This window comes from Intrasporangium oryzae NRRL B-24470 (genome assembly GCF_000576595.1).
Taxonomy (GTDB): Bacteria; Actinomycetota; Actinomycetes; order Actinomycetales; family Dermatophilaceae; genus Intrasporangium_C; species Intrasporangium_C oryzae.
Window position 1 is genome coordinate 20,882 of sequence record NZ_AWSA01000037.1, and the last position, 14,121, is coordinate 35,002.

At 71.4% G+C, this 14,121-nt stretch carries 9 protein-coding genes; 3 read left to right on the forward strand and 6 right to left on the reverse strand.

From position 1 onward, the window contains the following. Positions 1-24: 24 nt before the first annotated feature. From N865_RS15540 to N865_RS15550, 3 genes are read right to left on the reverse strand one after another with little or no spacing between them, the layout of a single operon-like run. Positions 25-1,032 (reverse strand): type I asparaginase, encoded by a 1,008-nt coding sequence (locus N865_RS15540; RefSeq protein ID WP_034807846.1) that lies wholly within the window; start codon positions 1,030-1,032, stop codon positions 25-27. A gap of 9 nt (positions 1,033-1,041) precedes the next feature. Next, positions 1,042-3,144: a dipeptidase PepE gene (gene pepE, locus N865_RS15545; RefSeq protein ID WP_157557726.1), complete on the reverse strand. Its 2,103-nt coding sequence runs from the start codon at positions 3,142-3,144 to the stop codon at positions 1,042-1,044. A 59-nt stretch (positions 3,145-3,203) separates the two neighbouring features. Beyond that, on the reverse strand, positions 3,204-3,737 hold the full coding sequence (locus N865_RS15550) for a DUF1269 domain-containing protein (protein ID WP_034807848.1): 534 nt from the start codon (positions 3,735-3,737) through the stop codon (positions 3,204-3,206). A gap of 454 nt (positions 3,738-4,191) precedes the next feature. On the opposite strand from N865_RS15550, the gene N865_RS15555 reads away from it, so the two are divergent. Then, positions 4,192-5,358, forward strand: a complete 1,167-nt coding sequence (locus N865_RS15555; RefSeq protein ID WP_034807857.1) for a S53 family peptidase — start codon at positions 4,192-4,194, stop codon at positions 5,356-5,358. Positions 5,359-5,450: 92 nt separating this feature from the next. Here N865_RS15555 and N865_RS15560 read toward each other — a convergent pair whose 3' ends face one another. Then, entirely contained in the window at positions 5,451-7,913 is a 2,463-nt protein-coding gene (locus tag N865_RS15560) for a GcvT family protein (protein ID WP_245603792.1), read from the reverse strand. A gap of 79 nt (positions 7,914-7,992) precedes the next feature. On the opposite strand from N865_RS15560, the gene N865_RS15565 reads away from it, so the two are divergent. Both N865_RS15565 and N865_RS15570 read left to right on the forward strand, forming a co-directional pair. After that, positions 7,993-9,462, forward strand: a complete 1,470-nt coding sequence (locus N865_RS15565) for a carboxylesterase/lipase family protein (protein ID WP_034807858.1) — start codon at positions 7,993-7,995, stop codon at positions 9,460-9,462. An 82-nt stretch (positions 9,463-9,544) separates the two neighbouring features. Further along, positions 9,545-10,246: a lysophospholipid acyltransferase family protein gene (locus tag N865_RS15570; RefSeq protein WP_034807859.1), complete on the forward strand. Its 702-nt coding sequence runs from the start codon at positions 9,545-9,547 to the stop codon at positions 10,244-10,246. 67 nt (positions 10,247-10,313) lie between these two features. Here the strand turns inward: N865_RS15570 and N865_RS15575 are convergent, their stop codons facing one another. Beyond that, a complete protein-coding gene (locus N865_RS15575) occupies positions 10,314-11,321 on the reverse strand; it encodes a ribonucleotide-diphosphate reductase subunit beta (protein WP_034807901.1) in 1,008 nt (335 codons plus the stop codon). Positions 11,322-11,382: 61 nt separating this feature from the next. Continuing rightward, positions 11,383-13,911, reverse strand: a complete 2,529-nt coding sequence (locus N865_RS15580; protein WP_034807903.1) for a ribonucleoside-diphosphate reductase subunit alpha — start codon at positions 13,909-13,911, stop codon at positions 11,383-11,385. Positions 13,912-14,121: the final 210 nt, after the last annotated feature.

The window sequence follows — 14,121 nt, forward strand, 5'->3', positions numbered from 1 at the left end:
TGGTCGCGAGAGCCCTCGCGGTGCTCAGGCGGTCAGCTCGCCGGCGAGGTCGAGCTGCATCATCTGGGTGACCGTCTCCGTGTCGAGGCCCCGGCCGAGCAGGACCGCGAGCTTGGTCAGGGCGGCCTCGGACGTCATGTCGTAGCCCGGCACGGCGCCCGCGCGGATGAGGGCCGACCCCGTCGCGTAGGCGCCCGGCTGGACGGAGCCGCGAACGCACTGGGTCACGATGACGACGACGACGCCCCGGGCGGTAGCGGCCTCGACCGCGGCCAGGAAGTCGCGGTCATCGGACGGCCCGTTGCCGGCGCCATAGGCCTCGAGGACCAGGCCCTGGAGCGGGGGCCGGCACAGGTTCGCAAGGGTCGAGGCCGAGAAGCCGGGGAACAGCCGCATCGCGGCGACGTCACCCAGCTGCCCGGCGGTCAGGGTGGGCTCGCCCGCGCGCGGCCGGACGAGGGCGTCGTTCACCTCGATGTCGATGCCTATCCGGGCCAGGGGCGGGAAGCGCGGCGAGTCGAAGGCGTCGAGACCCGAGGCGTCGATCTTCATCGCCCGGTTGCCCCGGAGCAGGACCTCCCCGAAGAGCAGCGTCACCTCAGGCACGTCGGGCCGCGCCGCGACCTGGAGCGCCCCGATGAGGTTCTGCCGGCCGTCGCTGCGGATCCGGGCGATCGGGATCTGCGAACCGGTCACGACGACGGGCTTGCCGAAGGACGGCAGCAGGAACGAGAGGGCCGACGACGTGTAGGCCATCGTGTCGGTCCCGTGCAGGACGACGAACCCGGAGTGGTCGTCGCGGCGCTCGTGGAGGATCCGGGCGATGGTGCACCAGTCCTCGGGGGTGGCGTTGGCCGAGTCGATGGGCCGGTCGAGCTCGAGGAAGGAGATCGGGGGCAGCTCACCTCGCGAGCTCTCGACGATCCAGTCGAGGTACGGTCCCAGGGCGCCCGCCACCGGAGCGGCCCCGTCGGGGGTGTCGACCATCCCGATCGTGCCGCCGGTGTGCAGCACGAGCACCGTGCTCGTCATGACAGCCTCTCAGTCCTCGACGGTGAGCGGGTTCACGAGCCGCTCCGGACGCAGCAGGTCGGACACCTGCTCCGCCGTCAGCCAACCATGCTCGACGACCAGCTCCGTCACCGGGCGGCCCGTGGCGAGCGCCTCCTTGGCGACCATCGCCGACCGTTCGTAGCCGATGACCGGGTTCAGCGCGGTCACCACACCGGTCGACCGTTCGACGTAGCGGCGGCACCGGTCCTCGTCGGCCTCGATCCCGGCGACGCACCGGTCGGCGAGCACCCTGCATGCTCGGCCGAGGATGTGGAGGCCGTGCAGCACGTCGAGGGCCATGAGCGGCTCGGTGTGGTTCAGCTCGAGCTGGCTCGCCTCGGCGGCCATCGTGACGGCGACGTCGAAACCGATGAGCTGGTAGCAGACGACGTTGACCACCTCGGGGATGACCGGGTTGACCTTGCCGGGCATGATCGACGACCCGGGCTGCATCGCGGGCAGCCGGATCTCGGCGAGGCCTGCACGCGGTCCGCTGGAGAGCAGGCGCAGGTCGTTGGCGATCTTCGAGACCTGCACGGCGGCCCGCTTCATCGCCGCCGACACGCTGACGAAGTCGCCGGAGTCCTGCGTGGCCTCCACCAGGTCGTGGGCCAGCGTCAGGGGGCGGTCGCTCAGCTCGGCCAGGATCTCCGTGACCCGCGCCGCGTAGCCCGGCGGTGAGGTGATGCCGGTGCCGATGGCCGTCGCGCCGAGCGCGACGGAGTGGAGGTCGTCGACGCTGTGGCGCAGCGCGCGGACCCCTTCGCCGACCATGACCGCGTATGCCGCGAACTCCTGGCCCAGGGTCATCGGGACCGCGTCCTGGAGCTCGGTGCGTCCCATCTTGATGACGTGCGCGAAGGCCTGCGACCGCTCGACGAGCGCCGCCTGAAGGTGCTCCAGCCCCGTGGTCGCCTCGTCCGCGGCCGTCATGATCGCCAGCTTCAGCGCGGTCGGGTAGGCGTCGTTGGTGGACTGCGACCGGTTGGTGTCGTCGATCGGGTGCAGGTGCTCGTAGTCGCCGCGCTCGTGGCCGAGCAGCTCGAGCCCACGGTTGGTGATCACCTCGTTGACGTTCATGTTCGTCGACGTGCCCGCGCCGCCCTGCAGCATGTCGACGACGAAGTGGTCGGAGTGCTCGCCGGAGGCGACCTCCTCGCAGGCCTTCACGATCGCGTCACGGCGCGCGGGGTCGAGTCCGCCGAGCTCACCGTTGGTGATGGCTGCCGCCTGCTTCACCTGGGCGAAGGCCGTGATCAGCGACGGGAACATGGACAGCTGGATCCTGCTCAGGGGGAAGTTCTCGAGGGCCCGGACGGTCTGCACGCCGTAGTACGCGTGGTGCGGCACCTCGCGCTCGCCGAGCGAGTCGTGCTCGATGCGACGCCGGGCCAGGAAGGAGACGTCGCCGCCCGGGGCCACCTCGAAGGACTCGACGCCCCACCGGAACACCCGGCACGGCGCGTCCCCGCGCAGCTCGAGCCGGTCGCCGTCGACGCGAAGCATCGCCCCCTCGTGGAGGCCGGCCACCCAGACTCCGCGGTGCAGCGCGCAGAACTCGGCGATCCGCGTCTCGCGGGTCTCGCCGTGGAAGCCAGGAGGGTTGCCGTGCAGGTAGTGCGGGTTGATCTGGAACGGGACGAGGTCGAGCGCGTCGAGCGGTCCGGGCTGCACGATCGGCATGTCGTTCGTCGTCATGATCGTCGGGCAGGCGAGGTTCGCTCCGGCGCTCCACCCGACATAGGGCACCCCACCGCGGACGCGCTCGCGAATCGGCTCGAGCAGATGGCGCTGCCGCACCCGACGGAGCAGCTCCCAGGTGTTGCCGCCGCCCACGACGATGGCCTCCGCCCGCTCGACGGCCGCGACCTGGTCCGCCGCGTCGTGGATGCCGATGATCTCGCGGCCCGTCGCCGCGAACACCGGTCGGACGAGATCGAGGTACTCGTCGGCGGAGCGCGTCACCGCGGCGAACGGCACGAACAGGAGCCGCTCGACGTCGTCGGGGAGGAAGTCGGCCACCTCGCCCGCGGCGTGCTCCAGGTAGCCCGTCCCGTCCCGTTTCGCGTTGCTGATCAGCAGGAGTCGCATGGGTCCACCGTCGCTCGCGACCACGGCCCCGGCATCCTCCCCCGCAGGTGAGCCGCCGGCTACTCGGCCTCAGCCTCCCGCGCATCGCGCTCGATGGCCTCGGTGTCCGCCTTCAGGTGCTTCTTCTCGAGCTTCTCCGAGCGGCGCATGACCTCCTCGATCTTCGCCTCCATGTCCGTCACGCCCACGACGATGAGACCGGCCTCGCCCCGGTCTAGGGACTCCCCGAGCGTCTTGAGGTCGTCGCGGCTCATCCCCGCAGCTGCATGTCCGGCCACGGCACCGAGGATCGCCCCACCTGCCGAGGTGGCTGCGAGCAGCCCGCCCCCGACCGCGGCGAACGGGAAGAGGGCGATGACCAGCCCGGTCGCCAGCCCCGCACCGCCGCCGAGCACCCCACCGACCCGGGTCGGGGTCTCGTGCTTCTTCGCGATCTTCACCTTGCCGTCCTCGCGGCGGTGGATCACCGCGGCGTCGTAGGCGTCCATGAGCCCCTCCGTGGAGTGGAGCTCCTTCACCAGGTCGTAGTCCGCCTCGGCCGACTCGAGGTCGGGGTAGACGCCGGCGAGAACGATGTACGTGTCGAATGCCATCTCAAGCCCTCCAGGTGGATCGGACGAGTCACCGTCTCCACGCTAGCCCTGCGCAGCGCCGGCCACGGCGATGCAGCGGAAACGGTGACGGCCCGGGCGGTCGTAAGGTGGCACGAGCGGAAGGGCGGGCCCGGGCGGACCGGGCCCGGCGGCATACGCAATGCCGGGCGGCTGGCGACAGAGGAAGAGGCGCCACCCGCTCGGGGGTCCGGGTGGCGCCTCTTTCACCCCTTCCATCGCGGTGGCGACGCGGGCGTTACACGTCGGGACACGTCATTTCTCAGGGGCCGCCCAGAGAACAGGGCGAAGTCTTCCCAAAGGCTTGCCAACTCTTTACCTCGACGGGGGTAACGTCCGAGACAAGCCGCGTGAACCGGGCAGGGGAGGCTTCGGCGAGCGGGGCGATGCCACCTCGACGCTGCGCCGGGCGTCCGCGACCCCACATGGAGGATCTGTGAAACGCTCGGCTCTGTCCTTTGCTGCCGCGACCGGCGCCCTGGTGCTCATGGTCGGCACGACATCCGCGATGGCCCAGCCATCGTCGACCGCCTCCACGCACCGCGCCGCGCGAGTCTGCGCGGTCCCGGTGCCCGGAACCGCCGGCTGCCACGCCATGGTCGTGCTCGACGCGACCGGAAAGCCCCAGGTCGCCGCTACCCCGAGCGGGTACGGCCCGGCCGACATCCGTTCGGCGTACGGCCTGGCGAGCCTCAACAGCGGCGGCCGGACGGTCGCCATCGTCGACGCCTACGACGACCCGACGGCGGAGTCGGACCTCGGCGTCTACCGGTCGCAGTTCGGCCTCCCGGCGTGCACCACCGCCAACGGATGCTTCCGCAAGGTCAACCAGACCGGCGGCACGAGCTACCCGAGGGCGAACGCCGGCTGGGCCACCGAGATCAGCCTCGACCTCGACATGGTCTCGGCGGCGTGCCCCGACTGCAAGATCCTGCTCGTCGAGGCCAGCTCGAACTCGTTCGCCAACCTCGGCACCGGGGTCAACTACGCAGCGACCCAGGGCGTCTCGGCGATCAGCAACAGCTACGGCGGGTCGGACAGCGCGGGGACCTCGGCCTACGACCACCCCGGCATCGCCATCACGGCCTCGACCGGTGACGGTGGGTACGGCGTCGAGTCGCCGGCGTCCTTCGACACCGTCGTCGCCGTCGGTGGGACCAGCCTCAGGAGCTCGGGCGGGACCCGCGGATGGACCGAGACCGCGTGGAGCGGCGCCGGCAGCGGCTGCTCGACGAAGAACGCGAAGCCGTCCTGGCAGACGTCCGCGACGCAGTGCTCGGGCAAGGCCAACGCCGACGTGTCGGCCGTGGCCGACCCCAACACCGGTGTCGCCGTGTACGACTCGACGTCCTACCAGGGTCGAAAGGGCTGGCAGGTCTACGGCGGGACGAGCGCCTCGTCGCCGATCATCGCCAGCGTGTACGCCCTCTCGGGCAACACGTCCGGCTACCCGGCGTCGTACACGTGGGGACACCCCTCGGGCCTGAACGACGTCACGTCGGGCTCCAACGGCACGTGCACCCCGTCGGTGTGGTGCACCGCGGGCACCGGCTGGGACGGCCCGACCGGCCTCGGCACCCCGAACGGGGCCGGCTCCTTCTGAGCCCAGGCCCCCTCGCAACACACCGGGCAGCGGTCAACCACGGCGGGTACAACCGTCGTGGTTGACCGCTGCCCGGTGTGTTGCGGGGCTCGTCAGACGCGGACGCGGGCGCTCGTGGGGTCGTACAGGGGGCGAAGGGACACCTCGGCCGGGTAGCGCGTCCCCGCGATGTCGACCTCCCAGGCACCGCTCGACAGCCAGTCAGGCGTCACCGGCTCGCCGTCGCCCTCGACCATGGCCAGCCCGACCGCCGAGCCGAGGGTCCAGCCGTACGACCCCGCGCGGACGTACCCGACCGGCCGACCGTCGCGCAGCACGAGCTCGGCGTGGAAGAGCAGCGGCTCCGGATCGCGGACCCGCACCTGGACGATCCGGCGAGCAGGGCCGCCGGCTGCGGCGTTCGCGGCCTTGCGGGCGAGGACCGCATCGCGACCGATGAACGCCGCCGGCTTGTCCAGCGCCAGCGCGAAGCCCAGACCTGCCTCGAGCGGGCAGTCCGTGTTGTCGATGTCGTGGCCGAAGTCCCGGTAGGCCTTCTCCATCCGCAGCGAGGCGAGCGCCTTGAGACCCACCGGGCGCAGCCCGTGTGCGGCCCCGGCGGACCGGACGGCGTCGTAGACACCGAGGGCGTCGGCGGGCGGGACGTAGAGCTCGTAACCCAGCTCACCGGCATACGTGATGCGCGCGAGGAGCAGGCGCGCGCCGGCGAGCTCGACCCAGCGGGCGCTGCGGAAGCCGAAGGCCTCCGTCGACAGGTCGGCGTCCGTGAGGCCGGCGAGCACGTCACGCGAGCGAGGACCCTGGACGTTGAGCTGGGCGAGGTCGGCCGTCACGTCGGTGACCGAGACCGACGGGTCGGCGAAGCGCTGGAGCCGGGCGCGCACGTGGCCGTGGGCCGTGTCGGACGCCACGACGAGGAAGTCGTCGTCGTCGAGCTTGGTGACCGTGAGGTCGGCCTCGATCCGGCCGCCGTCGCCCAGCCACTGGGTGTAGGTGATGACGCCCGGGTCGCCGTTCACGGCACCGGCGGACAATCGGTCGAGGAGTGCACCGGCGCCGGCACCCCGCACCCGGAACTTCGCCATGAAGGACATGTCCATCAGCCCGACGGCCTCGCGGACCGTCCGGTGCTCCTGCTCCCACTGCTCGAACCACGGAGCATGTCCCCACGTCGGCTCGGCCTCGGGGGTCTGCCCCGCCCCGGCGAACCAGTCGGCGCCCTCCCAGCCGGACACCTCGCGGAGGAGGCCGCCCTGCTCGACGAGCCGGTCGTGAACGGGTGAGAGGAGGCGGCCGCGGGCGGTGTGCAGCTGCTTGCCCGGGGTGTGGGCGGCATACACCGTGCCGAGGATCTCGGCGGTCCGCGCGGCCCGGTAGGCCGGCTCGAGCTGGTCGGCGCGGAACCGGTCGACGTTGAAGCCGGTCACGTCGACGTCGGGCTCGCCCGTCGTGATCCAGTGGGCGAGGACGCGGCCGAGGCCGCCGGCCGAGAGCACGCCGACGGAGTTCATCCCGGCCGCGACGAAGTACCCCCGGATGCCGGGCGCCTCGCCCACAGCCGGCGCGAGGTCGGGCGTGAACGACTCGGGGCCGCAGAAGAACGTCCGGACCCCGACCTCCATGGTGATCGGCACCCGCGCCATCGCCTTCTCGAGGAAGGGCGCCATCCGGTCCCAGTCGGGCGGCAGCGTGCCGAAGGAGAAGTCGGCCGGTATGCCGTCCACCCGCCAGGCGGCCGCCTCGGGTTCGAAGAGGCCGACCATCATGCCGCCGCCCTCCTCGCGGTAGTAGCCGTAGGACGACGGGTCCTCGAAGATCGGGGCGTCGGGGTCCATGCCCTCGATCGTGTCGGTGATGAGGTAGTAGTGCTCGGCTGCCTGGTTGGGGACGACGAGGCCGTTGCGCTCGCCGAGCTGTCGGGCCCACATGCCGGTGCAGTTGACGACGTACTCGCACTCGATGGTCTGGCCGGCTGCGCGGACGCCCGTGACCGCGCCGTGAGCGGTGAGCACGTCCGTGACCGCCACGCACTCGATGACGCGGACACCGAGCGCGCGCGCTCCCTTGGCGAGCGCCATCGTCAGGTCGACCGGGTTGACCCGACCGTCGCCCGGGACGTAGAAGCCGGCGAGCAGGTCGTCGGTGCGCGCCCACGGGAACAGCTCGGCCATCTCGCCCGGCGAGATCTCGTGCACCTCCAGCCCGAGGTGGCGCTGGAAGGCCGCGACCCGGCGGTACTCCTCCAGCCGGTCCCGGTCGGCGGCCGCCTCGATGAGGCCCACGGGGCGAAAGCCCGTCGCCTGCCCGGTCTCGGCCTCGAGGCGCGCGTAGAGGTCACGCGAGTAGAGGCGGATCGCCGTGCTCGTCTCCGACGTGGAGCCGAAGCACGTCATGAGGCCGGCGGCGTGCCAGGTCGTGCCGGACGTGAGCCGGTCGCGCTCGAGCACGACGACATCGGTCCATCCCGCATGGGCCAGGTGGTAGGCCACCGACGAGCCGATGACTCCCCCGCCGATGACGACGACACGCGCCCGGTCGGGCAGTTCAACAGTCACCCGCACAAGGTAGCGGCCCGGTGCGGACGACTCGGGTCGAGAGGCACCGAGGAGCCCTCCCGCCTGCTTGGATGACGCCATGAACCCTGTCGTTCGCGTCACCGGAGGCCTCGTCCGCGGCTCGAGCCGCGACGGGGTGAGCTCCTTCCTCGGCATCCCGTATGCCGCAGCGGCCGTCGGCGCCGACCGCTACCGGGCGCCGCGGCCCGTCGCGCCCTGGGAGGGGGTCCGCGACGCCCTCGAGCACGGTCCCACGGCGTCGCAGGCGCCCTACCCGCCCGCGATAGGCGCGATCCTGCCGAGCACGGTGAACCCTGGCGACGAGTACCTCAACGTCGACGTGTGGGCGCCGGCCGAGGGAGGCGGGCTCCCCGTCATGGTCTGGCTTCCCGGCGGGGCCTTCGTCCGGGGTGCGAACTCGATGCCGACCTATGACGGGAGCGCGTTCGGCCGCGACGGCGTCGTCCTCGTCGGGGTCAACTACCGGCTCGGCGTGCCGGGGTTCGCAGTCCTCGACGGCGCGCCGACCAACCTCGGCATCCGCGACCAGGTGGCGGCCCTCGAGTGGGTGCGTGACAACGCGGCCGCATTCGGCGGCAACCCCGACGACGTGACCGTCTTCGGCGAGTCGGCCGGGGGGATGAGCGTCGCGACGCTCATGGCCTCGCCCGCCGCCCGGGGGCTCTTCCACCGCGCGGTCGTCCAGAGCGGCAGCGGGGCCGCAGCGTGCACCCTCGAGGACGCCCGGAAGGTGAGTGCCGAGGTCGCCGCCCAGCTCGGCGTCCCCGCGACGGCCGAGGCCTTCGGTGCGCTCGACCCGGAGGCCGTCCTTGCGGCGCAGACGGCAGTCGGGCTGGCGCTCCAGACCGACCCCGACCCCCAGCGCTGGGGCCAGTCGGTCCTGCGCAGGGGCCAGGGGATCATGAGCTTCTTCCCCGTCATCGACGGCGAGCTGGTCCCGGACCTGCCGGAGACCTGCATCGCCGGCGGGTCTGCCGCCGGTGTGCCCCTGCTCATCGGGACGACCCGTGACGAGTTCCGGCTGTTCCTCGTGCCCACCGGCGTCGCCGCGGGCGTCACGAGCGAGGCCCTTCCCCTCCTCGGGGCCCGCTACGGCTGGCCCGAGCAGGTCGTGCCGACGTATGCCGGCAACCGCGGCCAGGCGTCCGCGGGCGAGGTCCTCGCCGCGATCCTCACAGACGTCGGGTTCCGCGTCCCGTCCGCTCGGTTGGCCGCCGCGCAGTCCTCCTGGGCTCCCGTGCACGCCTACGAGTTCGCGTGGGCGACACCGGTCGGGGGTCTCGGCGCCTGCCACGGGCTCGAGCTGCCGTTCGTCTTCGACACGCTCGGAGTCGGCGGCCTCATGGCGGGTGACGCCGCGCCCCAGCAGCTGGCCGACGGGATGCACCGCGCCTGGGTGGCGTTCGGCCGCGACGGTGAGCCGGGCTGGAGACCGTGGACGACCGACGACCCGGCCGTCATGGTCTTCGACGAGGCGTCGAGCGTCGTCACCGGCCTCCGCGCGGACGAGCTCGCCGTCTGGGGCTGACGGGCGGACAGCACGGGAGACCGCGCACGCCTCTGCAGGCAAGAAGCCACCGGAGCGCTGGACGGCGGCCTACGGTGATCGCGTGTGGTACTGGGTCTTCAAGTACGTGCTGCTCGGGCCCGTGGCCCGGTGGTACCTGCGGCTGCGCTGGGTCGGGCGCGAGAACCTCCCCCGCACCGGCCCGTTCATCGTCGCGGCCAACCACATGACGATGCTCGACCCCGTCGGGATCAGCATGGGCGTGCCGCGCAGGGTCACGTTCCTCGCCAAGACGAAGTACTACGCGGGCCGCAGCCCGAAGCGGCGGGCCCTCGCCTGGTTCCTGCGCGCCATCGGGCAGGCCCCCATCGACCCGGCGAGCGCGGATGCCGCCGGTCCGGGCCTCGACGCCGCGCGCGCCATCCTCTCCGCGGGAGGCGTCGTGGCGCTCTTCCCGGAGGGCACCCGGTCACCCGACGGCCGGCTCTACCGCGGCCACACCGGCGTCATGCGACTGGCGCTCCCCCTCGGCGTCCCCGTGATCCCGGTCGGCGTCGTCGGGACCCGTGAGGTGCGCCTGCCCGGGCAGCCCGGGCCCCGTCGTGGCCGGGTCACCATCACCTACGCACCACCCCTCGACGTATCGACGTGGCAGGACCGTCGGGACGACCCGGCGGCGTGGCGCGAGGCCACCGACACGCTGATGCGCCGGATCGGAGGGCTCTCCGGTCAGGAGTATGCCGACCGCTACCCGACGCTGGAGGAGCGGGCCGCCCGGGACCGGGCCACGGGAACCGAGGACTGACCTCTCGCCGTGGTGCGGGGCCGGCCGGAACCCGGAGGACGCCGGCGTCCTCCGGGTGCTGCCTCTCTCAGCTCGTCCGCGCGGCGACCTCGTAGCTCGTGTTCGTCGCCTCGAAGAAGTTGACGAGCGCGAGGGTGTCGTTGGCGGCGGCCATCCACTTGGCCGGGTTGCTCGCGTTGTAGTGGGCAGCGAAGCCGAGCTCCTCGAGGCGCCGGTCCGCGAGGTAGCGCACGTAGGCGTTGATGTAGTCGGCGTTGATGCCGAGGATGCCGTGCGGCAGCAGGTCGCGGTTGTAGCGCTCCTCCAGGTCGACGGCGTCGAGGATCATCTGGCGGATCTCGTCGGCGAACTCCTGGGTCTGCAGCTCCGGGTTCTCCTCGAGGACGGTGAGCACGAGGTTGATCCCGAACTTCAGGTGGAGGCTCTCGTCGCGCACGACCCAGTCGATGAGCGAGCCGAAGTTCCGGAGCAGGTTCCGCTGCCGGAAGCTGAGCGCGACCATGAACCCGCTGTAGAACCAGATGCCCTCGAGGATGACGTTGTAGGCCACGAGGTTGCGCACGAAGTCCCTCTTTCCCTCGACGGTGGTGATGTCGAGGGTCTGCTCGGTCATCCGGGCGATGTAGTGGACCCCGAAGGCCTCCTTCGCCGCCATCGTCGGGGTGTCGACGTGAGCGGCATACGCCCGCTGCCGGTCGATGGGGAACGTCTCGAGGACGTACTCGAAGGCGACGCAGTGGTTGGCCTCCTCCCACATCTGCTTGGCGAGGTAGAGGTGAGCCTCGGGCGCGTTGACGTACGGGTAGACGCCGAAGGCGAGGGCCTTGTTGACGAGCAGCTCGTTCGGGTTGAAGTAGCTCATGAGGAAGGTGACCGCGTGCTTCTCCTCGTCGGTCATCCGGGAGAAGTCGGCGAGGTCCTCCCCGAGCTGGACCTCGTGCGGGAACCACGTGTTGGCCACGGCCTGCTCGTAGAGCTCGTAGGCCCAGGGGTAGCGGATCGGCCTGAGCAGCAGTCCTTCTGCGATGCCCGCTCCGAGGATCGACGGAGCGAGGGTGGGGACGGCGGGGTTCATGGTCACGGGTGGTCTCCTCGGTGTGGCAGTTGGAGCCGAGCAGGGGCGCGGCGGACGGGCGTCACTGGCAGGCGTCGCACTCGAGGCGCTCCTGAGGGTCGGTCGGGCACACGAGCCCGCCGATGGAGGCCCGCTCGGTCTCGTCGGGCGACGTCGCGGACACCGCGCCCGGAGCGGCCGGTCGCGCGAACCCGAAGCCTCCGGTGGCGCGTCCGGTCGTGGCGGCCTTGTTGACGCGGACGGTCGACTGCTCGGCAGTGTGCCGGGGCTTGACGTGCAGGTAGTACGTCGTCTTGACGCCCATCCGCCACGCGGCCCCGTAGATCCTCGCCATCTCGCCCAGGTCGCGCGTCTCGAGGTACATGGTGCGGCTGATCGCCTGGTCCACCCACTTCTGGGCGCGCGCCGCGACGTGGAGGAACGCGTAGGGCGAGAGCTGGAAGGACGTGCGGTAGACCTCGCGCAGCTCCGCCGGGATCGCGTCGATGCCCTGCACGTCGCCCTGCGACCGCAGCAGGTCCTCGCGCGTGAGCTCCCACAGCCCACGTTGCTTGAGCGCGGCCACGAGGTTGCGGTTGACCTCGAGGAACTTGCCGGAGCTCGTCGTGCGGCTGAAGAGCTGGGAGAACTGCGGGTCGAGCCCCGGAGTCGTCCCGGCCACCAGGCCGATCGACGCCGTCGGCGCCACGGCCATGAGGGTTGCGTTGCGCATGCCCCCGGCCACCTTGTTCCGCAGCACGTCCCAGTCGAGGCGGGCCGACCGGTCGACGTCGACGGGGACGCCACGGTCGGCCTCGAGGTCGGCGAGGGTGTCGAGAGGAACGCGTCCGCGGGACCAGCCCGACCCCGCGAAGCGGGGGTAGCTGCCGCGAGTGCGGGCGAGGTCGGCGCTCGCGTCGATGGCGTGGAAGCTGATGAACTCCGTGACGCGGTCGACGAGCTCGAGCGACGCGTCACTGCCGTAGATCAGCCCGAGGCGCTCGATGACGTCGGTCAAGCCCATCATCCCGAGGCCCACGGCCCGGTTGGCCTCGTTCGACCGTTCGGACTCCGGGACCGACGACAGGGTGATGTCGATGAGGTTGTCCAGCTGCCGCACCGCCGTTCGGACCGTCGCTTCCAGGCGCTCCCAGTCGACGGCGGCCTCGAGACCCGTCGGCCCGTCCGACCCCTGCGGCAGGCCCGTTGTGAGGTCCGTTCTGAGGTGCCGCGCGAGGTTGACCGAGGCGAGGTTGCACACGGCCGAGTTGTCGCGGTCCTGCGGCAGCGTGATCTCGGTGCAGAGGTTTGACAGATGGATCGTCCCGGTGTTGTCGTTGAGCGCGCGCAGGTTGACGGTGTCCTTCCACGTGAGCCACGGGTGCGAAGCGGTCTGCAGGGCGACGAGGATGGCGGTGAACTGCTCGCGGGCGCGCACGGTCCGGAAGGCGCGCAGGCGCCCCTGCTCGGCCAGGTCCACGTAGTCGGCATACCGGCGGCTGAACGCCGCGCCCGTCAGCTCGACGAGGTCGGGCGTCTCGAGCGGGTCGAACAGGTACCACGTCTCGTCCCGCTCGACCCGCCGCATGAACTCGTCGGAGATCCACACGGCGGTGTTCGCCGTCCGGGTGCGGCGGTAGGGGTCGCCGGCCTGCTGGCGCAGGTCGAGGAACTGCGGGAAGTCGAGGTGCCAGTTCTCCATGTAGAAGCACAGCGCCCCGAACTTCTTGCCGCCGCGCGAGACGGCCCGCAGCGTCGAGTCGATCGTGTGCATGAAGGGGATCGGACCCGTGGACGTCGTGTTGTTGCTCCGGATCGGGGACCCTTCGGCGCGCAGCTTGGTCACCGAGAGGCCGATTCCTCCTGTGCCCTTGGTGATCCACATGACGTCGCGCACGCTCTTGGCGATGTGCTCGATGTCGTCCTCCATCTGGAGCACGAAGCAGTTCGACAGCTGCGGCTGAGGGGTGCCTGCGTTGACCAGCGTCGAGCCGGCCGGCAGGTACTCCAGCCGCGACATGGCCCGGTAGAACCGGATCGCCGCACCGGTCGCGTCCTCCTCGTTTAGGGACAGCCCCATCGCGACCCGCATCCAGAAGTACTGCGGCACCTCGACGTCCGTTCCGTCCGGTCCGGCGAGCAGGTAGCGGTTGCGCATCGTGACGACGCCGATGTACGTCAGCAGCTCGTCGTGCTCGGGGTCGAGCTCGTCGGCGAGGCGCTCGAGGTCGAACGCCGACCCGAGACGAGCGTCGAGCAGGCCGTGCTCGACGGCATACCGCACGTGCCCCGGGAACCTCGCCCGGTGCAGGAGGGTCAGCTCGAGCCCGCTCTCGTAGCCGCCGAGCACGCGTTTGTACATCGTCGTGCGCAAGAGGCGCGCCGCGACCCGGTCGAAGTCGGGGTCGTCCTTGACGTTCTGGACGGCGACCTGGATGGCCGCCTGGTCGAGCTCCTCGGTCGTGATCCCGTCGAACAGGGTGATCGCCAGCTCGGACGCGATCTGCACGGTGAGCCCGACGGCGTTGTCCAGGCCCTCGGTCGCGCGCTCGACCGCGCGGTTGATGCGGTCGGCGTCGAAGGGCTCGCGGGTGCCGTCGCGCTTCGTCACCCGGACGTGCGTCCCGGGCGTCGGGACGGGTCGCGACGGACCGGCTGTCTCGTGGTGGGTGGGGTCCTGAAGTGGCGTGTTCACGGCTGTCTCCTCGCAGCTCGGACGAACGGTCCGAGCGGACGGGGAGGCGTGGGAGCGACGACCGACCGTCAGGTGCAGGGCACGCGGGGTCGACCGCTGTCCACGAGCCCTCCCTCGGGGCCGTTC

Excerpts from the sequence above, each read along its gene's own strand:
- N865_RS15540 (WP_034807846.1), bottom strand. The coding sequence starts at position 1,032 with ATGACGAGCACGGTGCTCGTGCTGCACACCGGCGGCACGATCGGGATG.
- pepE (WP_157557726.1), bottom strand. The coding sequence starts at position 3,144 with ATGCGACTCCTGCTGATCAGCAACGCGAAACGGGACGGGACGGGCTAC.
- N865_RS15550 (WP_034807848.1), bottom strand. The coding sequence starts at position 3,737 with ATGGCATTCGACACGTACATCGTTCTCGCCGGCGTCTACCCCGACCTC.
- N865_RS15565 (WP_034807858.1), top strand. The coding sequence starts at position 7,993 with ATGAACCCTGTCGTTCGCGTCACCGGAGGCCTCGTCCGCGGCTCGAGC.
- N865_RS15575 (WP_034807901.1), bottom strand. The coding sequence starts at position 11,321 with ATGAACCCCGCCGTCCCCACCCTCGCTCCGTCGATCCTCGGAGCGGGC.